General features: G+C 59.4%; 22 protein-coding genes. 16 read left to right on the top strand and 6 right to left on the bottom strand.

Going from position 1 to position 18,095, the window contains the following annotated elements:
* Nucleotide 1: 1 nt before the first annotated feature.
* From LOY33_RS21435 to LOY33_RS21425, 3 genes are all read left to right on the top strand, one after another.
* Nucleotides 2-691, top strand: coding sequence for a hypothetical protein (locus LOY33_RS21435; RefSeq protein ID WP_258660010.1), 690 nt, complete (start codon nucleotides 2-4; stop codon nucleotides 689-691).
* 289 nt (nucleotides 692-980) lie between these two features.
* Nucleotides 981-3,527 carry a CHAT domain-containing protein gene (locus LOY33_RS21430; RefSeq protein WP_258660009.1) on the top strand — a complete coding sequence of 849 codons (2,547 nt, stop codon included), beginning with the start codon at nucleotides 981-983 and terminating at the stop codon, nucleotides 3,525-3,527.
* 662 nt (nucleotides 3,528-4,189) lie between these two features.
* A complete protein-coding gene (locus LOY33_RS21425; RefSeq protein ID WP_100633453.1) occupies nucleotides 4,190-4,450 on the top strand; it encodes a hypothetical protein in 261 nt (86 codons plus the stop codon).
* A gap of 152 nt (nucleotides 4,451-4,602) precedes the next feature.
* Here the strand turns inward: LOY33_RS21425 and LOY33_RS21420 are convergent, their stop codons facing one another.
* Complete coding sequence (locus LOY33_RS21420) at nucleotides 4,603-4,848, bottom strand: helix-turn-helix domain-containing protein (protein WP_054914897.1); 246 nt, start codon at nucleotides 4,846-4,848, stop codon at nucleotides 4,603-4,605.
* A gap of 127 nt (nucleotides 4,849-4,975) precedes the next feature.
* Between LOY33_RS21420 and LOY33_RS21415 the strand changes: the two genes are divergently transcribed.
* From LOY33_RS21415 to arsH, 10 genes are all read left to right on the top strand, one after another.
* On the top strand, nucleotides 4,976-5,188 hold the full coding sequence (locus tag LOY33_RS21415) for a hypothetical protein (RefSeq protein ID WP_054914896.1): 213 nt from the start codon (nucleotides 4,976-4,978) through the stop codon (nucleotides 5,186-5,188).
* A gap of 213 nt (nucleotides 5,189-5,401) precedes the next feature.
* Nucleotides 5,402-6,847 (top strand): DUF6765 family protein, encoded by a 1,446-nt coding sequence (locus LOY33_RS21410; protein ID WP_058540834.1) that lies wholly within the window; start codon nucleotides 5,402-5,404, stop codon nucleotides 6,845-6,847.
* A 144-nt stretch (nucleotides 6,848-6,991) separates the two neighbouring features.
* Nucleotides 6,992-7,561 carry a TetR/AcrR family transcriptional regulator gene (locus LOY33_RS21405; protein WP_043860443.1) on the top strand — a complete coding sequence of 190 codons (570 nt, stop codon included), beginning with the start codon at nucleotides 6,992-6,994 and terminating at the stop codon, nucleotides 7,559-7,561.
* 58 nt (nucleotides 7,562-7,619) lie between these two features.
* Nucleotides 7,620-8,465 carry an SDR family NAD(P)-dependent oxidoreductase gene (locus LOY33_RS21400; protein ID WP_116052249.1) on the top strand — a complete coding sequence of 282 codons (846 nt, stop codon included), beginning with the start codon at nucleotides 7,620-7,622 and terminating at the stop codon, nucleotides 8,463-8,465.
* 61 nt (nucleotides 8,466-8,526) lie between these two features.
* Nucleotides 8,527-9,384: an SDR family NAD(P)-dependent oxidoreductase gene (locus tag LOY33_RS21395; protein WP_116055234.1), complete on the top strand. Its 858-nt coding sequence runs from the start codon at nucleotides 8,527-8,529 to the stop codon at nucleotides 9,382-9,384.
* 41 nt (nucleotides 9,385-9,425) lie between these two features.
* Nucleotides 9,426-10,124: an epimerase gene (locus LOY33_RS21390; protein ID WP_088515571.1), complete on the top strand. Its 699-nt coding sequence runs from the start codon at nucleotides 9,426-9,428 to the stop codon at nucleotides 10,122-10,124.
* A gap of 98 nt (nucleotides 10,125-10,222) precedes the next feature.
* Nucleotides 10,223-10,570 (top strand): metalloregulator ArsR/SmtB family transcription factor, encoded by a 348-nt coding sequence (locus LOY33_RS21385; protein WP_043860440.1) that lies wholly within the window; start codon nucleotides 10,223-10,225, stop codon nucleotides 10,568-10,570.
* A gap of 15 nt (nucleotides 10,571-10,585) precedes the next feature.
* Complete coding sequence (locus LOY33_RS21380) at nucleotides 10,586-11,869, top strand: arsenic transporter (RefSeq protein WP_258660004.1); 1,284 nt, start codon at nucleotides 10,586-10,588, stop codon at nucleotides 11,867-11,869.
* Between the two features lie 31 nt (nucleotides 11,870-11,900).
* A complete protein-coding gene (locus tag LOY33_RS21375; protein WP_043860438.1) occupies nucleotides 11,901-12,371 on the top strand; it encodes an arsenate reductase ArsC in 471 nt (156 codons plus the stop codon).
* A gap of 12 nt (nucleotides 12,372-12,383) precedes the next feature.
* Entirely contained in the window at nucleotides 12,384-13,085 is a 702-nt protein-coding gene (gene arsH, locus LOY33_RS21370) for an arsenical resistance protein ArsH (RefSeq protein WP_043860437.1), read from the top strand.
* 27 nt (nucleotides 13,086-13,112) lie between these two features.
* On the opposite strand, the gene LOY33_RS21365 is transcribed toward arsH, so the two are convergent.
* Together LOY33_RS21365 and LOY33_RS21360 are read right to left on the bottom strand one after the other, a co-directional pair.
* Nucleotides 13,113-13,886, bottom strand: coding sequence for a ParA family protein (locus LOY33_RS21365; protein WP_054914890.1), 774 nt, complete (start codon nucleotides 13,884-13,886; stop codon nucleotides 13,113-13,115).
* A 109-nt stretch (nucleotides 13,887-13,995) separates the two neighbouring features.
* The gene (locus LOY33_RS21360) at nucleotides 13,996-14,565 is read right to left on the bottom strand and encodes a TetR/AcrR family transcriptional regulator (protein WP_258660003.1); all 570 of its coding nucleotides are present in this window, start codon (nucleotides 14,563-14,565) and stop codon (nucleotides 13,996-13,998) included.
* A 138-nt stretch (nucleotides 14,566-14,703) separates the two neighbouring features.
* Between LOY33_RS21360 and LOY33_RS21355 the strand changes: the two genes are divergently transcribed.
* From LOY33_RS21355 to LOY33_RS21345, 3 genes are all read left to right on the top strand, one after another.
* Complete coding sequence (locus LOY33_RS21355) at nucleotides 14,704-15,492, top strand: SDR family oxidoreductase (RefSeq protein ID WP_258660002.1); 789 nt, start codon at nucleotides 14,704-14,706, stop codon at nucleotides 15,490-15,492.
* A gap of 89 nt (nucleotides 15,493-15,581) precedes the next feature.
* Nucleotides 15,582-15,722, top strand: coding sequence for a nucleotidyltransferase family protein (locus LOY33_RS21350; protein ID WP_309475768.1), 141 nt, complete (start codon nucleotides 15,582-15,584; stop codon nucleotides 15,720-15,722).
* Nucleotides 15,723-15,736: 14 nt separating this feature from the next.
* Nucleotides 15,737-16,669 (top strand): alpha/beta fold hydrolase, encoded by a 933-nt coding sequence (locus LOY33_RS21345; RefSeq protein ID WP_258660001.1) that lies wholly within the window; start codon nucleotides 15,737-15,739, stop codon nucleotides 16,667-16,669.
* A 42-nt stretch (nucleotides 16,670-16,711) separates the two neighbouring features.
* On the opposite strand, the gene LOY33_RS21340 is transcribed toward LOY33_RS21345, so the two are convergent.
* From LOY33_RS21340 to folM, 3 genes are read right to left on the bottom strand one after another with little or no spacing between them, the layout of a single operon-like run.
* Nucleotides 16,712-17,053: a HopJ type III effector protein gene (locus LOY33_RS21340; protein WP_043860432.1), complete on the bottom strand. Its 342-nt coding sequence runs from the start codon at nucleotides 17,051-17,053 to the stop codon at nucleotides 16,712-16,714.
* Nucleotides 17,046-17,342, bottom strand: a complete 297-nt coding sequence (locus tag LOY33_RS21335) for a DUF1244 domain-containing protein (RefSeq protein ID WP_043860431.1) — start codon at nucleotides 17,340-17,342, stop codon at nucleotides 17,046-17,048. The genes LOY33_RS21340 and LOY33_RS21335 overlap by 8 nt, the downstream gene beginning before the upstream one ends.
* Nucleotides 17,343-17,368: 26 nt before the next feature.
* Entirely contained in the window at nucleotides 17,369-18,067 is a 699-nt protein-coding gene (gene folM / locus LOY33_RS21330) for a dihydromonapterin reductase (protein ID WP_054914885.1), read from the bottom strand.
* Between the last annotated feature and the right edge of the window lie 28 nt (nucleotides 18,068-18,095).

The following is an 18,095-nucleotide window of genomic DNA, read 5'->3' as shown; positions in this document are numbered from 1 at the left end:
CATGCGCTATCGATGGATGGATATAGACTGGCCTTGCTCTATCGATCAGTTGGCGGCACGCATAAAATCCCTGAGCTTCAGCGATACGCAGCAGCACGGATTTATCATAGATAAAATTCGTAGTGGGGAATTATCGGCAAGGTATATTGAGAAAATCACCTATACCGACACAGTCACCGACCCATTCGGCAATGAAACCGTCTTTGATCGCACCGAATACAGAGAGTCTGCTTTCACAGTATCCAACGAGTCACCCACACTCGAGCTAATCAACCCACCACGCAGCGTACAAGCTCTGCTTAATAGATTTTCAGAAATAACAAATTTCAGAATAACCATCGAACCACTTAATATTGATGTAACGTCCTGGGCTACGGAGACCTTAGCTACAAACAACCTCTCCGGCAATTTAGACATGATTCAAATATCCAAGCTTGAACTCAAGAACAAAGCACTTGCCAAAGTTCTTATCTCAGGCGACACAAAAATACAAGATGCGTGCTCAGACCTAGTTGGAGAGAGGAAATACGCAGTTGAGAAAGTTAGAGTCCGTCTCAGCGGCCAATACTCTGGAACGATAGTTTTATCTAACACAGGGGCAGCGACTATCAGCCTGAACGACGTAGATGAATCACTTAGCAACGTGTTGCGAGAATCCTTAATACGAACTCTTGCGAACAGCAGTCGATGAGGCTATCCACCCTGGGAACGCTCAGCTCTAACTGAAACTAGAAAATTTAGTGGGCCTTGTATCAAACTTAGTGTTCGGCAGAAAGGCTTCCGTATTGCAAAGTAGCAGGCTGGCCATTATTTTGACATGATTGTCGAAGAGCTAGAGCTAGAGTTCGGCGTAGCTCGCTGCTTTACGCAGCATACGGCGATTGTAGGCTGTACTAAGCGATTCAGTAAGCACCAGCAAGCCTACACGACTATAAATCCGAGGACAGCTAACTATCGCACTGAGGGAACAGAGGTTACGAATGGATATTTATAGCTGGAACGACATTAGCCCTTCGAATTTTAAAAAGTACCTATTAAAGGATGGGTATAAAAAGAGGGGGCAAACTCCGACCGGAATATACAACACCATCATGAAAATGACCGTGGATGATTTAGGACTCGCAATTTCCAAGGCAGGTATAGCTTTAGAGGTTTTTACCAAAAAAAACAATGCAAACGAAATACTTTTATTTCTAGAACTCCTCGCGCGCTGCTACTTCATGCTGTCCGACCTGACAAAAGTATCAAAGACAATCAGGAAAATCACCAAGCTAGCTCACCCGTCCTCAAAGAGCGTAGCACTTGAGCTTACACAGCTCATGATCAGTCACCCCGAAGACTTTGGGATCAGCTATGACAATCATCCTAATGTTTTTAAAGAAGCGGCCATCATACTGCATCACTACAACGAAAAGGAAACAATTGCAGAGCTACACTTGAAATCTGCAATTATTTATTCACATCATGGAGCTACACAAGCAGCCTATAGAAACATTGCTGATGCAGAAAGACTAAGCGATGAACTTCAATCGCTATACTTGAAAGCCAAATGCTACGACACAGCGACGATAGTTTCCTGTGCAGATGGCGACTTCGATGATGCGATAAAGTTTGGACGACTGAGCTTGCGCCTCTACCGGGAAACAGGTATGGCCTGTCCAGCCAGATTATATTCTAACATCGGCATGGCTCACATGAATAAAGGACATGCCAAGGTAGCAGCTAAATATTTTGGACGCGTACTTAATACAGAAAAAATAACCACTACAGCTAAGGTAGGGGTTATGATAAATATGATCGATTGTTTCCGCAGGCTAGCGGATTTTGACAAGGCTCAAGAGATGATTAAGTCTGCAAATGAAGCTCTTGAGGATCAGGATTTCCCTGAAGAATCTCTAGGCTTATCCATTAGCGCAGCAAAAGTGGCAGCAGAACAGGGTGATATTAATCGTCTAGTTCAAGATTTAAAAAAAGCCTCAACTGGCATAGATGAAATGCTGAAAGGCTCTTTGCGCTTACATCATAGGCGCGAAGTGCGCGCGCGCTACTTTGTCAATATGGAAAGTCTTTTATCCTACTTGCCGGAGCATGGTGAAGCCACTGCATCACTGCCACCATTACTTGCAATACGCGGTAATGCAATGGCAGATTGGCTAGCTATTCTTGAGTGGGCTGAGAAACTCAAAGGGCGTATCAGCGACTCACTTGAAGGCAAAGTTAATGACATCCTTCTCCGCATTCGAGATTTCGGCGCCCCACATATTATGGGATTTCAGGAAAAGTATGACGACGCGTGGGAAGTAAGAAATCCAGTTACCGCATGGGATGAGCTGTCCCAAATATGCAGAGAATTAAAGTTATCGGGGCTGGAACTTCCGCTCGATCATGCCAACACATGCAGCCAACTTAAACTTTGCCAGAGTAGACTGTCGGAAGGTCATTGTTTAGTTTTTACCACGAAATCAGAAGGAAAAACTAAAATCTGGGCCTTCATAGCTGAGAACTACTGGCGAACGGAAGTGTGCGACGAAATCATAAATGAGTGGCATGCTGCTCAATTACAATACGCGACAGAGAATATCAGTCGAGCCACCTTTACATCTGCGCTCAACATAATCCTCACTGTGTTGGCTGAAAAACTAGACCCTATCATTGAAAAAATAGCACACTTTAAATGTCGATCTGTTCGATACATAAGCGACAGCAGACTTGATCTTCCAATGACACAACTCGCATTAAGAAACCCTCGGCTTTCCTCGCGAATGCTAGCGGGAGAGTTCCATGTGAGAACAGTCCCGTGCCTCACTGAGTGCAAGAGTGATAATGGCAGCCTTAAATCTGTCGTAGCTATCTCAGATCCAGGAGAAGACTTGGTTCTCGCACCATTTGAGGCGAGTGCATTCGCGGATAGTGCAGGCCTGAAACTTTCAGAAAACATAGTCGCTGACAGTAAGGGCGGATTGACCAAGCTAATTGGGTCCGATGACATTGTTATTGTCTCGACTCACGGAAGCTCACTTGAACTATTCACCGATGCTTACTTTGCAAAACTTGGCTCTCTAGATACAAGTCATGTTATTTCAGTTGACTCACTTCAGCGGTCAGCACCTGAATTTAAGGCGAAGCTTGTTATTCTTAATGCTTGCCACTCTGGCTCAAAGTCAACCAGGAATTATCAGAAAAGCTTCAAAACTAATGACTTTGTAACTATCCCTACCCTATTCCTTCTTAATAGAAAATCAATCTCACTGGCCAGTGACTGGAAGGTCAGTGACACTGCCAGTTTTATGATATCTTGCCTGATGGGAGAAAACATAAAAGACGGGTTCAATCCTTACAGTGCAGCTGCACGTACCATTAGCCAATTACCTAATTTGACGCTACCCACAGTTTTATCCAAACTTAAAGAACACCTACCAGAATCCGCCTATACGAAGGTTGAAAATAGGTTAAGCCTCGCTCCCGAGAAGGGTATGTTCCTACACCCCTATTTTACAGCAGGTTTGGCGATCTACGGTCTTTTGTGAATTATTTGAGCTAGGCTTTGTACGAAATCCCGAGAAATCCAATCGTTGCCCTTTGAACGCCGAGATTTTGTAGAGCCCCCCCGCCATCGACGGAAAGGAATTCTGTGATGGAAATTCGCGTTCACATTGTCCAATGTTGGTCGATAGTTGCCATCCCCTTGAACATCCTGAGGCTAGCTTTGGCGAATGGATGACTGAATGCTTCAGCGCATTTCATCATCCTGTCAGGGTTTTTCACAGGGGAGGGAGCCTGGGAATAGGCTGAGGATAAGTTTAGAGATAAAGAGTTGCACCCTTCAGAATAATATCCATTAAATTCATGGCCTTTCGTATAGGTTCGACTCCTGTCTCCGCATCAGATATCAGATGTCCAGGAATTCAAGACTGTCTACTAAACACCTAACAAAGCCCGCCTGGTGCGGCTTTGTTGTTTCTATCTTCCTCGTTTCCTCTTAAGGAACAGGACGTTGCGGCCAAAATGCCTTGCTCGGACTAGCGAGGGCTCGTCAGCTTGGCCTGACAGGCTTCTGCCCTAGCCATAGGCCGCTCCGATGTCAACGTCTAGCTAGGTCGCGGTGTTGGCTCGGAGCCTGCGTTTTGACAAGTTGCTCACCCCGGACTTCACTCCAGTAATCACACATTCGAAAGGCAGAGGGGGCAGCATGGTTTGGGAACTCAGGCATGACCCAGACGAATACATCTCGATTATTGCTGAAGTCTTTTACGATCCTGCCCGCCGCAAGAATGGCGTCCGTCCTGCGAGTGGCGAACCCTTCCCACAGAACATGAAGATCGAGTGCGCGCGGAAGATCAGGGACTACCCGGTCGGCACGAAGGTGAAACTGCGAGTCGTGGAAACCACCAAGGAGGACAGTCGCCCGTTCCTCTACAGCAGCTACAAGTGGAAGCATGAGCTTGTGTAGGTATCCTGTCGGCGTGTCGCTGGCGTCGATATTACCAGCCAATGTCGGGCGAGGGAGGTGGAAGTAAACCCATTCAGGATGGCGTTGTTACGCTAGGAATGGCTTTCGGAGTCGTATCACAAAAACACCACTGCATCGATCAGTGGCTAACTCTAAAGACTCGCATCAACTAATAGCTCAGAAGGCTTGCACCCCACCGCAACTGCAATCCGCAAGATGTTCAGGAACGTGACGTTCCTTTCCCCTCGCTCGATTTTCCCCATATGCGAACGGTCCACGCCTGCCGCGTCGGCCAGCGCTTCCTGGGACAACGCAAGCGCCAGGCGTCGAGCCCGGATCGCTGCGCCGAGCTTTTTCAGACTGCCATCGGTATCGAGGGTTGCGGAGATTCTTGCCATGGAAAGAATCGTCCCGTTATGATGCCTATATGACCACGGTATTTACGGCCCATTCGCGCATTGCCTGGTGGCCTATACCGAGCTTCTTCCTCCCCTCTATCCAGCAAGCTGCGAAGCAGGTATCCCCATGACTGACCAAGAACGCTTGTCCACCATCCAACGCTACGCCTGGACCCTCGAACTACTCGGTGAAGCGCTCGTCCAGCATGACGAGGTGCTGGAGTGCGAGCACAACCCGCAGCTGAGCTTTCGCAACACGGCGGGTATTCATCAGGCCATCCGGATCATCAGCCAGTTGGCCAGTGAGCAGTGTGGAAAGTTGCTCAAGTCTGACGGCTGATTACTGAGCGCAGACTGTCTCCATTGGCCACGAATTTAAATAGAACCGCTCTATATCGCCATGCCCATCAAACCGCAGTATCCCAACGTTAATACACGAAATAAAAAATAACAATTATCATTGACTAATGGCCATTTGACACTATTTAAAGCTGTGCCTATAAACCCTTGCGGTCTTTTTTTGTTAAACAAAAACTGTTAAGGGGAAAGCGGCATGGATCAGGATTTTCACTTCTACGGTACTTACCACTCAGCACTGTGCGGCGGCTTCAACAAGGACGATGCAACCCTTATTGCCAAGGCAGCCAACTTCATCGACTTCTTCAGCGAGAGCACCTATGCCTCTTACTGGAGCCTGGTCAGCGACACCCAAAAATCTGCCAAGTACAACGTCGTCGCCAAGATGGACAACCCTCGCTACACCTACCAGGGCGGGCTGCTGGGTACGATGGGGGAGCCTGAAGATGGCCTGTGGTGCTCGTACCACTTCATCCCCGGCAACTACAACGACCCGGCCGGCACGCCCAGCCGAGAAGAAACCCATGGCGCTGAAGTGGCCAACTACCTGCCCAAGTTCATCAAGCGCGACACCTTCGGCGGCGAGCAGATACTGAGAAAGTACAACGCCAGCAAGGTAAAGGATCTGCAATACGGCAAGATGCTCAACCGGCCGCAAAGCGCACTCTCGCGCAGGCTTGTTCAAGATGCAGTGCTCTGCGCCACCGATGACGACCGGCTGGAGAAGATCATCAGCCTGGCCATCGGTGGGGCAGAGGTGCTGAAAGACAATCGCGCAGACGTGCTGCGCAGGTTCAGGCTGATCCTGCTGGGGGTCAGGGCGCATGTGATCGCCGACACCTGGGCCCACCAGGACCACTGCGGCCTCGACAACGTGATGAACACCTACTGGGATGCGGACTACGACCCGGACTCCTGGGAATGGTCCAAGATGGGCTACGGCCCACAGGCCATCTATTACATGGACGGCTCGTCGAAAAACTGGAACAGGAAAGTCCTGAAATCATCCGACACCAAGGGCGTGCCGTTCGCGAACCCCAACTTCGAAGCGGCCCCCAGCGGTACCAGTTATCTGGGGCACGGCTGGCTCGGGCACTTCCCCGACTACAGTTTCGCCAAGTTCAGGTACAAGCCTTGCTGGTCCAACCCCAAGCAGATGGTCGAGCGCGATAACCCCAAGGAATATGAATCCGCCTGGCTCGAGTTGACCAGTTTGTTTTGCCAAGTAAAAACAGGCAGGAAGTTGCAGTTGGATGACCGCATCAAAGACGAAATGAGCAAAGCCCGCCAGGCCATCGAGGCCCCCTGCGACCTTACCAAGGGCACCTCGGGAAGAAAGAGTTCGGAGCTCGCCTGGAAGCGCATTCTTACCGAAAAGCCAAGTTCGGAAATCAATGTGGACCTGGAGCCTGACACCCATGCGGTTCTGGAGGGCATGGTCCAGATCAGTACCGAGATCCATCGCTTCGGCACCAACTACGTGAATATCCAAAGCGATCTGTACCTGTTCCAGATTGCTGCCGACTATCACTTCCAGTTCGTGAAGCACTACGTTCAGGCCAACGATATCTATCACTTCACAAGCTCGTGGTCGCGGCAGCGGAGTACGTTGTCGGATGCCATCGTGAACCTGTTCGAGTAGCGCCGGATAACGGCTATCAACCCCCCGGCGCGATGCCGGGGGGCTTGCCGTTCGGCACCGTCGCGCCATCCGCCCCTTGCATTCGCCCAAGGGTCAGGAATATAGTTGACTGATTACTCAGTCTTCTTAAGCGAACCTCCCTCCATGGCACGTCCCCTCAGCCCCGAAAAACGTGAAGCCTTGCTGTTGTCTGCGATGCAGGCAGTCGCCGAGCTGGGCGTGATGGCCAGCACGTCGAGCATCGCGCGGCGCGCCGGGGTTGCCGACGGCACCTTGTTCACCTACTTCAGCAGCAAGGAGGTGCTGTTCCAGGAGCTCTACCTGCACCTCAAGCAAAGCCTGGTGACGGCCATGATGTCGGACTTCCCGGCCCAGGCCGACTACCGCCAGCGCATGGAGTACATCTTCAATCGCTATGTCAGCTGGGGCCTGAACAATGCCCTGGAGCGCGTGGTGCTGGCACGGCTGTCGGCGTCGGGGCAGGTAACCGCAGACACCCGCGCACTGGGCGCGCAGCCGTTCCAGGCCGTGTCCAGGACGATGGAGGGCGGGGTAGAGGACGGCGTGCTGATCGATGCCCCGATCAGCTTCATTTCTTCCGTGATCGAGAGTATCGCCACCACCACCATCGAACACATCGAGAAGTCCCCGGAGGAGGCCGACAGCCACCGCCAGCTGGGCTTCCATATGCTGTGGCGCGCCATTACGGCGTAAAAGCCTTGCCTTTTAACTGAGTGATTAATCACTCACAATTTGTAACAGGAGTATCTTCATGGCTGTTCAAAAGTGGTTCATTACCGGTGCTTCGGGTGGCCTGGGCCTGGCCCTTACCGAAAAGGCGCTGGCCCAGGGGCATACCGTGGTCGCCGCAGTGCGTCGGGTCGAGGCGATGCAGGCGTTGCAACAGGCGTATCCAAAGCGCCTTCATGTGGAAGCGCTCGACGTGACCGACCGCGAACAGGTACGCGCCGTTGCTGCCCGCCATCCCGATGTGGAGGTGGTGGTCAACAACGCGGGCGGGGCGGTGATCGGTGCGATGGAAGAGATGACCGACGCCGAAGTCGAGCAGCAGATCGCGCTCAACCTGATGGCGCCGATACAGGTCACCCGCGCCTTCATGGCGGCGATGCGCGCACAGCAGCGCGGTACCTTCATCCATGTCAGCAGTGTCGGCGGCCGTACCGCCTACCCGGGCGGCTCGCTGTATCACGCGGCCAAGTACGGTCTGGAAGGCTTCGCCGAAGCGGTGGCGCAAGAGCTGGCCGAGTTCGGCATCAACACCCTGATCATCGAGCCAGGTTCGATCAAGACCGGCTTCGTGGCCAACATCCGCTGGACCGAGCAGCTCGACGCCTACAAGGGCAGTGCGGTCGGCAACCTGCGCGGGTGGATCGAACAGCATGGCGAAGACACCGCCTCGGGCGACCCGCTGAAAATGGCCGACGCCATCTACACCCTCAGCCAGCTGCAGACACCGCCGCTGCGCACCGTGCTCGGCGGGGATGCCTATGCGGCGCTGGAGGCCGGCTATGCCCGCAGCCTGGCGGACATTCAGGCACAGAAGGCGCTTGCCGAGTCGGTGATGCTGGAAGGCAAGGCCGGCTTTCGGCCCGAGTGAGCAGCCCCCTCTTTTACGTTGCCCATGCGCCGCGTCGGCGCTTTGAAAAGGTTGAATGATCATGTCTGAAGTCTGGTTGATTACCGGTGCGTCCCGAGGCCTGGGGCGCGCCATTCTGGAGGCGGCGCTGCACAGCGGCGCCAAGGTGCTGGCCACTGCACGCGACATCACACGCTTCGTCGAGCTGCAGGCGCAGTACGGGGCCAACCTGGCCACGTTCGAACTGGACGTGACCGACGAACAGCAGGCCAGGCACGCCGTGGCCGAGGCCGTGCGCCGTTTTGGCCGGCTGGATGTGCTGGTCAACAACGCAGGCTTCGGCCATATCCAGCCGTTCGAGCACATCCCCACCGATGATTTTCGCGCCGAGGTCGAGACCAATCTGTTCGGCGTGGTCAACCTCACCCGTGCGGCCATCCCGGTGATGCGCGCCCAGGGCCGCGGCCATATCTTTCAGGTGTCATCGGCCGGCGGTCGCATCGCAAGCCCGGGCCTGTCGGCCTATCAGGCGGCCAAATGGGCCGTGGGCGGGTTCAGTGACGTGGTCGGCAAGGAGGTCGCGCCGTTCGGCATCCAGGTGTGCACCCTGGAGCCCGGCGGCATGCGTACCGACTGGGGCCATCAGGCCCGCAACACGCTCACCGAGCTGGCCCCGGACTACATGGCGTCGATGGCCGCGTTCAAGGCCTTGATCGAGTCCTACGTGGGCAACGAAGTGGGCGACCCCGAGCGCATTGCGCAGCTGATCGTGGCGCTGGCCGCTCGTGAAGGGCTGCCGTCGCGTCTACTGTTGGGGTCGGACGCCTTGTATGTGGTGGAGGTGGAAGAGGCCGCCCGCAGCGAAGCGATGCAGCGCTGGAAGCCGGTCAGCCTCGCGGCCGATTTCGGCACGGCACCGCCGCAATGGCCGTCGGCATGAAGCCGGCGCACCCTTCAGACTGAGCGAGGCCAGCCTACGCCATGAACATAGTGATCTTTGGTGCATCCGGCATGATCGGCAGCGGGGTGCTGCGCGAATGCCTGGCGGCGCAGGATGTGGAGTCCGTTCGCTTGATCGGGCGCTCACGCCTGAACGCCCAGCACCCCAAGCTCCGGCAGGTGGTCAGGCCGGCCTTCGCCGATAACCCGTCCACGCTGCTCGACGACGACCTGCGCGATGTGGATGCGTGTTTCTTCTGCCTGGGCGTTTCGGCGGCGGGCATGACCCAGGCGCAGTACACCCACATGACCTACCGCCTGACCCTGGCGGTGGCCCAGCGCGTGTGCGAGCTCAACCCGCATGCCACCTTCATCTACGTCTCCGGGGCGGGCGCCGACAGCAGCGAAACCAGCTCGACGATGTGGGCGCGGGTGCGCGGCATGACGGAGAACAGCCTGCTGCGCCTGCCGTTCAGGCGCGTGCACATCCTGCGCCCGGCGGTGATTCAACCGTTGCACGGTGCCACCTCCAGAACCCGCGCGTACCGTGTGTTCTACCGGTTCACCGGCCCGCTGCTGAGCCTGGCGCGTGCGCTGTTGCCCGAAAAGGTGCTGAGCACCGAGGTCATCGGCCAGGCAATGCTGTCGATCGCCCGCCATGGTGCCACCCAGCCCGTGCTCGATTCGGCGCAGATCTACCACACGGCCTTGCGCGAAAAACCGGCCCCCAACTGCGGGTGACGCGCTGGGGAGGTTGATGGCAGGCGCTGAAAAATCCGGTTGCAGATAACATATGGATATCCGTATATTCGGTTATCCATATGTAAGGGCCGCCCACAATGATTACCCCACCCGAGCTGTTCAAGAGCCTGGCCGACGAAACCCGCGCTCGCGCTGCACTGCTGATTGCAGAGCAGGGCGAGCTGTGCGTGTGCGAGCTGATGTGCGCCCTGGGCGACAGCCAGCCCAAGATCAGCCGTCACCTGGCGCAGCTGCGTACCAGCGGCCTGCTGCTCGACCGTCGCCAGGGGCAGTGGGTGTATTACCGTCTCAACCCGCAACTGCCCGGCTGGGTGCACGACCTGCTGCAGGTGACGCTGCGCGCCAATGCCGACTGGCTCAAGGACAACACCACACGCTTGCACAACATGGACGGGCGCCCCGTTCGTGCTGCTGCCTGCTGCTGAGCCAGGAGCGCGCCGATGCTGACTGCCATCGCTGTTTTCCTGCTCACCCTGACCCTGGTCATCTGGCAACCCCGCGGCCTGGGCGTCGGCTGGAGCGCCAGCCTCGGCGCACTGCTGGCCCTGGCGCTGGGCGCGGTGTCGCTGCACGACATCCCCACGGTGTGGGCGATTGTGTGGAACGCCACCGCCACCTTCATCGCGATCATCGTCATCAGCCTGCTGCTCGACGAGGCCGGCTTCTTCGAATGGGCAGCCCTGCACGTGGCCCGCTGGGCGCGCGGCAACGGGCGCCGGCTGTTTGCCTTCATCGTGCTGCTGGGCGCTGCGGTCTCGGCGCTGTTCGCCAACGATGGCGCGGCGCTGATCCTTACCCCTATCGTCATGTCGATGCTGCTGGCGCTGCGTTTCTCCCCGGCTGCGACCCTGGCGTTCGTCATGGCCGCAGGCTTCATTGCCGACACCGCCAGCCTGCCGCTGGTGGTCTCCAACCTGGTGAACATCGTCTCGGCCGATTACTTCGGCCTGGGCTTTGGCGAATACGCGGCGGTGATGGTGCCGGTGAACCTGGTGAGTGTGGCGGCCACCTTGCTGGTGCTGTTCCTGTACTTTCGCCGCGACATACCGGTGGTGTACGAAGTACAGGCACTGAAGGCGCCGGTGCTGGCGATTCGCGACCGCGCCACCTTCCGCGTGGGCGGGGGCGTGCTGGTGGCGCTGCTGGTGGGCCTGTTCCTGCTCGAGCCGCTGGGCATCCCGATCAGCGCCGTGGCGGCGGCCTGTGCAGTGGTGCTGTTCATTGTCGCTGCGCGCGGGCATGTGATCTCTACCCGGCGCGTGCTGCGCGAGGCGCCCTGGCAGATCGTGGTGTTCTCGCTGGGCATGTACCTGGTGGTGTACGGCCTGAAAAACGCCGGCCTTACCGACCTGCTCACCCAGTTGCTGGACCGTCTTGCCGCCTATGGCGTGTGGGGCGCGTCGCTGGGCACCGGGCTGCTTGCCGCAGTGCTGTCCTCGGTGATGAACAACCTGCCCAGCGTGCTGATCGGCGCGCTTTCGATCCACGCCAGCGAAGCACAGGGTGTGGTGCGCGAGGCGATGGTCTACGCCAACGTCATCGGCTGCGACCTGGGCCCCAAGATCACTCCCATCGGCAGCCTGGCCACATTGCTCTGGCTGCATGTGCTGGCGCGCAAGGGTACGCGCATCACCTGGGGCTACTACTTCAAGGTCGGCCTGCTGCTGACGGTGCCTGTGCTGTTGATCACGCTTTCGGCCCTGGCCCTGCGCCTGAGCCTTTGACCATTCTGCCTGCCAAAGGGAGTACACCACCATGCGAGTTCTGTTCATGTGCACGGCCAACAGCTGTCGCAGCATCCTCTGCGAAGCGATGTTCAATCACCTCGCCCCGGCGGGCTTCGAGGCGCTGAGCGCCGGCAGCTTCCCCAGGGGGCAGGTGTTGCCGCGCAGCCTGCTGACCCTGCAGCAGGCCGGCATCAGCACTGCGGGCCTTAGCAGCAAGGGCAACGAGGCCTTCGCGGCCAACCCGCCGGATATCGTCATCACCGTGTGCGACAAGGCCGCAGGCGAGGCGTGCCCGGTGTTTTTCGGCCCGGCGCTCAAGGCCCACTGGGGCCTGGCCGACCCTTCCGAACAACCCGGCACCGACGACGAGGTGGAGGCGAACTTTCACCATGCCCTGGCGCGTATCGAGCGTCGCTGCCGGGCGTTTTTCGCGCTGCCATTCAGCCAGCTCGATGCCCACGCGCTCAAGCGTGAACTCGACCGCATTGCCACGCTCTGACCCGGAGGCCCCATGCACCACGACCTGCCCAACCTCGACCCGAGCCTGTTCGAAGGCCTGCCTACCGCCCTGCAGGCCGGCGAGCGAAAGCCGCGCATTCTGTTGCTGTACGGCTCCACCCGCGAGCGTTCCTTCAGCCGGTTGCTGACCGAGGAGGCCGCGCGCCTGCTCCAGCATTTTGGCGCCCAGACGCGCATCTTCGACCCCAGCGGCCTGCCACTGCCAGACGACGTACCGGTGGAGCACCCCAAGGTTCAGGAACTGCGCGAGCTGGTGCTGTGGTCCGAAGGCCAGGTGTGGTGTTCGCCTGAACGGCACGGCGCGATGTCGGCGGTGTTCAAGGCGCAGATCGACTGGGTGCCGCTGGCCCTCGGCGCCATTCGCCCCACCCAGGGCAAGACCCTGGCCGTGATGCAGGTGTGTGGCGGTTCGCAGTCGTTCAACGTGGTCAATCAGCTGCGCGTGCTGGGGCGCTGGATGCGCATGTTCACCATCCCCAACCAGTCGTCCGTGCCCAAGGCGTACATGGAGTTCGACGAGCAGGGCCGCATGAAGCCCTCGCCGTATTACGACCGGGTGGTGGATGTGATGGAAGAACTGGTCAAGTTCACGCTGCTGCTGCGCGACAGCCAGGCGCACCTGGTGGACCGCTACTCCGAGCGCAAGGAAACGGCGCAGGCGTTGTCCGATCGCATGCGCCAGGCGTCGATCTGACGCCAGGGCGCAACCGGCGGGCAGCCCTCAGGCAGCCCGCTCCAGCGCCCCCAGCAGGTCGACGAATTCGCGCGACAGCTTGTGCCGCGGTGCCATGTGCACCAGCGGCACCGACAGCTCGTGGGATTCGCGCATCTTCACCGAGCTGCTCAGGTACACCGGCAGCACCGGCAGGCCCTCGGCCAGCAGTTCGTCCACCAGGCTCTGGTGCAGCGCGGTGCGCGCGACGAACTGGTTGGCCACCACGCCTTCCACCTGCAGTGACTCGTTGTGGTCCTGGCGCAGTTCTTCCACCTGCTCGATCACGCTGTACAGCGCCTGGCGCGAAAAGCTGTCGCAATCGAACGGAATCAGCAGGCGGTCGGCGGCCACCAGCGCGCTGAAGGTGTAGAAGTTCAGCGACGGCGGGGTGTCGATGTAGATGCGCTCGTAGTCTTCGGACAGTTCAACCAGCAGCTTGCGCAGCTTGTTGATCTTGAACTTGCTCTCCAGCTTGGGCTGCAGGTCGGCCAGGTCGGGGCTGGCGGTCACCAGGTCGAGGTTGTCGTAGCGGGTGGGGGTGATGCACACGCGCCCGCGCTTGCTGCCCGGTGCGCTAGAGAGGGTCTGCTTGAAGAAGTCGCTGATGCCGGCCGGGATGTCGTCGCCGAGCAGGCCGGTGAGGTAGTGGGTGGTGTTGGCCTGGGGGTCGAGGTCCACCAGCAGCGTCCGATACCCTTCGGCGGCGCTGACGGCGGCAAGGTTGCAGGCGATGCTGGTCTTGCCCACGCCCCCTTTCTGATTGAATACGACACGGCGCATTGAGTTTCGAGTCCTTGTCAAAGGCCCGCTGCAACAGGGCTGCAGCGGGAACAGCTTCCATACTATGACCAAAAGGTTGCAGTTTTAAGACAACTGCGGGGCGGGCACCTCAGTCGGCGAGCGGGGCAACGATGGCCTTGCGGCACACCTCGATGATTTCGTCGGCCAATGGCGCATCGTCCGGGCAGGCGCGCGACAGCATGATCGCGCCCACCGCCTGGGCAAAGCGCTCGATCATCCTGTCGCGTGCGGTGTGCGGGTCTTGATCGCCGTTTTCGGCACCTGCGTGCTCGGCCCGCTTGAGCAGGCCCTCCAGGCCGTCGGCAAAGGTCGCCTTGATTGCGGCCGGCTGGCGCGCCGCGTCGCCACACAGGGCGGCCATGGTGCAGCCGGTGCTGCGTGCATCGCGGTGTTCGCGCGACAGGTAACGCTGGAAAAATTGCGCCACGTCCAGCGCTTCTTCGGCGCTGGCAGTCTTGGCCAGCCCGCAGGCAGCAGCCTCGGCCATCAGGTCGGCCTTGGAGCCGAAGTGCTTGTAGAAGCCGCCGTGGGTAAACCCTGCCGCCGCCATCAGGTCTGCCACGCCCACCCCGTCATAGCCGCGCTCGCGAAACAGTTCGGACGCGGTTTCGACGATGTGCGCGCGATTGGCTTGCGCCTGTGCCTTGGTGACCCTCATGTGCAGATTCCTCGCTGCGTGTGCCGTCAGTCAGGGGCCCACTATACATTGATGTCAACCATCATCAAAACCGTTGACGATTAAGATTATGGTCATCATCATAGCGGCTCGTTACCCACCCATCGAGAGCGCAACCCCATGACTACCCTTGCCACTGTTCTCATCACTGGTGCTTCTTCCGGTATCGGCGCTACCTACGCCGAGCGTTTTGCCCGTCGTGGCCATGACCTGGTGCTGGTAGCCCGCGACAGGCATCGCCTTGACGGGCTGGCCAGCCGCCTGGCCCAGGCTCATGGCGTGGCCGTCGAGGTGTTGCAGGCCGACCTCACCCTGGCCCAAGACCTTGCCAGGGTCGAAACCCGCCTGCGCGAAGATGCCCGCATCGGCGTCCTCATCAACAACGCCGGGGCGGCGCAGTCGGGGGCCTTCGTCGAGCAGAGCGCCGACAGCGTCACGCGCATCATCACGCTCAACACCCTCGCGCTGGCGCGCCTGGCCCATGCCATCGCGCCACGGTTGGCGCAGGCCGAGGAGGGGGCCATCGTCAATATCGGCTCGGTGGTAGGGCTGGCACCGGAGCTGGGCATGACGGTGTATGGCGCCACCAAGGCGTTCGTGCAGTTCCTGTCGCAGGGGCTGAGCCTGGAGCTCTCGCCCAGCGGCGTATACGTGCAGGCGGTGCTGCCTGCGGCCACGCGTACCGAGATATGGGAGCGCTCGGGCATCGACATCAACACCCTGACGCAGGTGATGGAGGTGGACCACCTGGTGGATGCGGCGCTGGTGGGGTTCGATCGCCGCGAGGGGGTGACCATCCCGCCGTTGCATGACGACGCCCGCTGGACGGCCTTCCAGGCAGCCCGTCACACCCTGATCTCGGACATCCGCCAGGCCGAAGTGGCGGCGCGTTACACCGAGCTTGCCTGAGGCGGGCGCGGGCCGGCGCGCCGATGATCGGCGCCCGTGCCCGCGCAACCTGCCGGTGGCCGAACCCACAATGATAAGTCGCTGCGCCCCTGGGGCTGAATGACCTGTTCGGGCTGGTACTGCGCCGCACCGCGCGTTACGTTAGCCAGAAACAGACGGTCTACGCCTCGCGCATCACCCACACGGGCTGGCTCACCCGCTGGCCGATGCTGCGCTGCGAAGGGCCCTGAAGGAGCCGGCACCGATGAATCAACCCCTCACCACCCAGGCGCCCAGCGTTGCCCAGCCGTTTCGCGAAGAGGCGGCAGACGGCTTCACCCTGAGCGGCTTCACCTGGCGCCACGGCGCGGCGGACCCCACGCGGGCGGTGGTCATCATCAACGCCGCCACCTCGGTGCGCTGCCGTTTCTATTCGCGTTTTGCCGACTACCTGTTCGCCCATGGCGCCGACGTGATCACCTACGACTACCGCGGCATCGGCGAATCGCGCCCTGCGGCCTTGCGGGGTTTTCAGGCCAGCTGGTCGGACTGGGGCCGGCTGGATTTCGAGGCGATGCTCCAGCGCGCCCGGCGCGAGTTCCCTGGGCAGCCCATCGATGTGGTCGGGCACAGTTTCGGCGGTTGCGCGCTGGGCCTGGCGGCGTCGGCGGCGAGCATCCGGCGGGTGGTCACGGTGGGCGCACAGTTCGCCTACTGGCGTGACTATGCCCCGGGCAGCCGCTGGCAACTGCTGTGCAAATGGCACCTGGCAATGCCGCTGCTGACCCGCGTGTTCGGCTACTTTCCCGGCAAGCGCCTGGGCTGGATGGAAGACACCCCGGCCGGCGTGGTGCGCGACTGGGTGACACCCGCCGCCACCTATGAACAGCGGCCCAGCGGTCGCGCGCTGGGGGCGTTGGGCTTTGGCCAGGTGCAGGCCAGTATCCTGGCGATCAGCCTGACCGACGACCCGTTCGGTACGGTGCCGGCCATCGAGCGCCTGCTGGGCTACTTTACCGCCAGCGCGTGCACGCACCTGCGCATCGCCGCGCAGCAGGTCGATGCCAAGGGGGTCGGTCATTTCGCGTTCTTTCACAGCCGCTTTCAGGCGCAGCTGTGGCCCATAGCCCTGGGCTGGCTGCGCAGTGCACAACTGCCGGCGCAGGTGCCCGGGCAGGTGATCGAACCCCAGGCATGAAAAAACGGCCCAGGTGGGCCGTTCTTGTGCAGCGGTGTGGCGTCAGCCCTTGCGTTGCAGCGGCGCGCCGGCGAACGTCACGCCGGCCAGGCCATGCTGCATCAGCGCACGGATGTTGGCGTGGTCGCTGCCCTCGGGGGTGGCCAGCACCGAGCGGTAGTGCTCGCCGAACGCCAGCAGCGCGTGCTGGTCGCTCAGGCCTTCGAGCAGTGCCAGGCCCAGGGTCTTGCACGACCCTTCGTTCTGCCCGGCGGCGTTTTCCACACCGCCATTGGTGAAGGCCTGTGGCTGGTAGGTGTAGCCCTGGGCGATGAACGCCAGCGTGTCGGCGAATACATGTTCGCCACTGTCGAGTTGGCTGCGCAGGGTGTTCAGGTCAGTCATGGGGTTTTCCTTTGGCGAACGCCGCTTGCTGTTCGGCGCTGGCTTCTTTCTGGTATTGGGTTTTCCACTCGGCGTAGGGCATGCCGTAGACCACTTCGCGGGCGTCATCCAGGCTAAGGTCGATCTGGCGCTCGTCGGCGGCGGCCTTGTACCACTTGGACAGGCAGTTGCGGCAGAAGCCGGACAGGTTCATCAGGTCGATGTTCTGCACATCGGTGCGCTCGCGCAGGTGCGCTACCAGGCGGCGGAAGGCCGCCGCTTCGAGTTCGAGTTGCTGTTGCGGGTCCATGGGGGTTCCCTTCACGGTGCAGCGGCTCATCCGGCCGCGATGCGGTTCTTCAAATGGCGGCCACCGTTGATGACCACGTTGCTGCCGGTGCTGTACTGGCTGTCGAGCAGGAACATCACGGCCTCGATCAGCGGCTGGGCACCGGGTTCGAATTCAAGCAGGGCCTTCTTCAGCGCCTGCTGGCGGTACTGCTCGTCGCCGTCTTCCTTGAAGATCAGCAGGCCGGGCAGGATGGCGTTGACGCGCACGCTGGGGGCGTACTTCTCGGCGAACGACAGCACCATGTTCTGCAACGCCGCCTTGGTGGCGGCATAGCCGATATGGCTCTTGCTGCCGCGCGAGGAGGTTTCGTCGCAGATGTGGATGATGTCCGACTTGTCCAGCTTGAGCAGTTGCTCACCCAGTGCCAGGTTCAGGTGGTACGGCGCTTCCACGTGCAACTTGAACATGGTGTTCAGGTTGGCCAGGTCATCGTCGAGCCACAGCGAGGCGTTGTGGATGATCGCCCGCAGGCCGTCATAGCGGCTGCGCAGGTGGTCGATCAGGGCCAGGCGGTCCTGCTCCAGGCACAGGTCGGCCTGGAACTGCACGATGTTCGGGTGGGGCGCCTGCGCGCTGATGCTGCGGCTGGCGCTGACGACCGTGTGGCCGGCCTGCGCCAGTTTGATGGCCAGCGCGAGCCCGACTCGCTGGCTGGCCCCGGTAACAAGAATTGGGCTGTTCATGTAATGGGCGGTCAACTTCAGATATTCG

It is taken from the genome of Pseudomonas sp. B21-036 (genome assembly GCF_024748925.1).
Lineage (GTDB): Bacteria > Pseudomonadota > Gammaproteobacteria > Pseudomonadales > Pseudomonadaceae > Aquipseudomonas > Aquipseudomonas palmensis.
Note: the sequence above shows the minus strand (reverse complement) of the source record. Positions and strands in the feature narration are given on the sequence as shown.

What these genes read in the sequence shown, in the direction of transcription:
- LOY33_RS21345 (WP_258660001.1), top strand. Translation starts at nt 15,737, where the DNA reads ATGAATCAACCCCTCACCACCCAGGCGCCCAGCGTTGCCCAGCCGTTT.
- LOY33_RS21415 (WP_054914896.1), top strand. Translation starts at nt 4,976, where the DNA reads ATGACTGACCAAGAACGCTTGTCCACCATCCAACGCTACGCCTGGACC.
- LOY33_RS21340 (WP_043860432.1), bottom strand. Translation starts at nt 17,053, where the DNA reads ATGACTGACCTGAACACCCTGCGCAGCCAACTCGACAGTGGCGAACAT.
- LOY33_RS21425 (WP_100633453.1), top strand. Translation starts at nt 4,190, where the DNA reads ATGGTTTGGGAACTCAGGCATGACCCAGACGAATACATCTCGATTATT.
- LOY33_RS21395 (WP_116055234.1), top strand. Translation starts at nt 8,527, where the DNA reads ATGTCTGAAGTCTGGTTGATTACCGGTGCGTCCCGAGGCCTGGGGCGC.
- LOY33_RS21420 (WP_054914897.1), bottom strand. Translation starts at nt 4,848, where the DNA reads ATGGCAAGAATCTCCGCAACCCTCGATACCGATGGCAGTCTGAAAAAG.
- LOY33_RS21400 (WP_116052249.1), top strand. Translation starts at nt 7,620, where the DNA reads ATGGCTGTTCAAAAGTGGTTCATTACCGGTGCTTCGGGTGGCCTGGGC.
- LOY33_RS21375 (WP_043860438.1), top strand. Translation starts at nt 11,901, where the DNA reads ATGCGAGTTCTGTTCATGTGCACGGCCAACAGCTGTCGCAGCATCCTC.
- LOY33_RS21405 (WP_043860443.1), top strand. Translation starts at nt 6,992, where the DNA reads ATGGCACGTCCCCTCAGCCCCGAAAAACGTGAAGCCTTGCTGTTGTCT.
- LOY33_RS21390 (WP_088515571.1), top strand. Translation starts at nt 9,426, where the DNA reads ATGAACATAGTGATCTTTGGTGCATCCGGCATGATCGGCAGCGGGGTG.
- arsH (WP_043860437.1), top strand. Translation starts at nt 12,384, where the DNA reads ATGCACCACGACCTGCCCAACCTCGACCCGAGCCTGTTCGAAGGCCTG.
- LOY33_RS21360 (WP_258660003.1), bottom strand. Translation starts at nt 14,565, where the DNA reads ATGAGGGTCACCAAGGCACAGGCGCAAGCCAATCGCGCGCACATCGTC.
- LOY33_RS21380 (WP_258660004.1), top strand. Translation starts at nt 10,586, where the DNA reads ATGCTGACTGCCATCGCTGTTTTCCTGCTCACCCTGACCCTGGTCATC.
- LOY33_RS21385 (WP_043860440.1), top strand. Translation starts at nt 10,223, where the DNA reads ATGATTACCCCACCCGAGCTGTTCAAGAGCCTGGCCGACGAAACCCGC.
- LOY33_RS21335 (WP_043860431.1), bottom strand. Translation starts at nt 17,342, where the DNA reads ATGGACCCGCAACAGCAACTCGAACTCGAAGCGGCGGCCTTCCGCCGC.
- LOY33_RS21365 (WP_054914890.1), bottom strand. Translation starts at nt 13,886, where the DNA reads ATGCGCCGTGTCGTATTCAATCAGAAAGGGGGCGTGGGCAAGACCAGC.
- LOY33_RS21410 (WP_058540834.1), top strand. Translation starts at nt 5,402, where the DNA reads ATGGATCAGGATTTTCACTTCTACGGTACTTACCACTCAGCACTGTGC.
- LOY33_RS21435 (WP_258660010.1), top strand. Translation starts at nt 2, where the DNA reads ATGCGCTATCGATGGATGGATATAGACTGGCCTTGCTCTATCGATCAG.
- LOY33_RS21430 (WP_258660009.1), top strand. Translation starts at nt 981, where the DNA reads ATGGATATTTATAGCTGGAACGACATTAGCCCTTCGAATTTTAAAAAG.
- LOY33_RS21355 (WP_258660002.1), top strand. Translation starts at nt 14,704, where the DNA reads ATGACTACCCTTGCCACTGTTCTCATCACTGGTGCTTCTTCCGGTATC.
- folM (WP_054914885.1), bottom strand. Translation starts at nt 18,067, where the DNA reads ATGAACAGCCCAATTCTTGTTACCGGGGCCAGCCAGCGAGTCGGGCTC.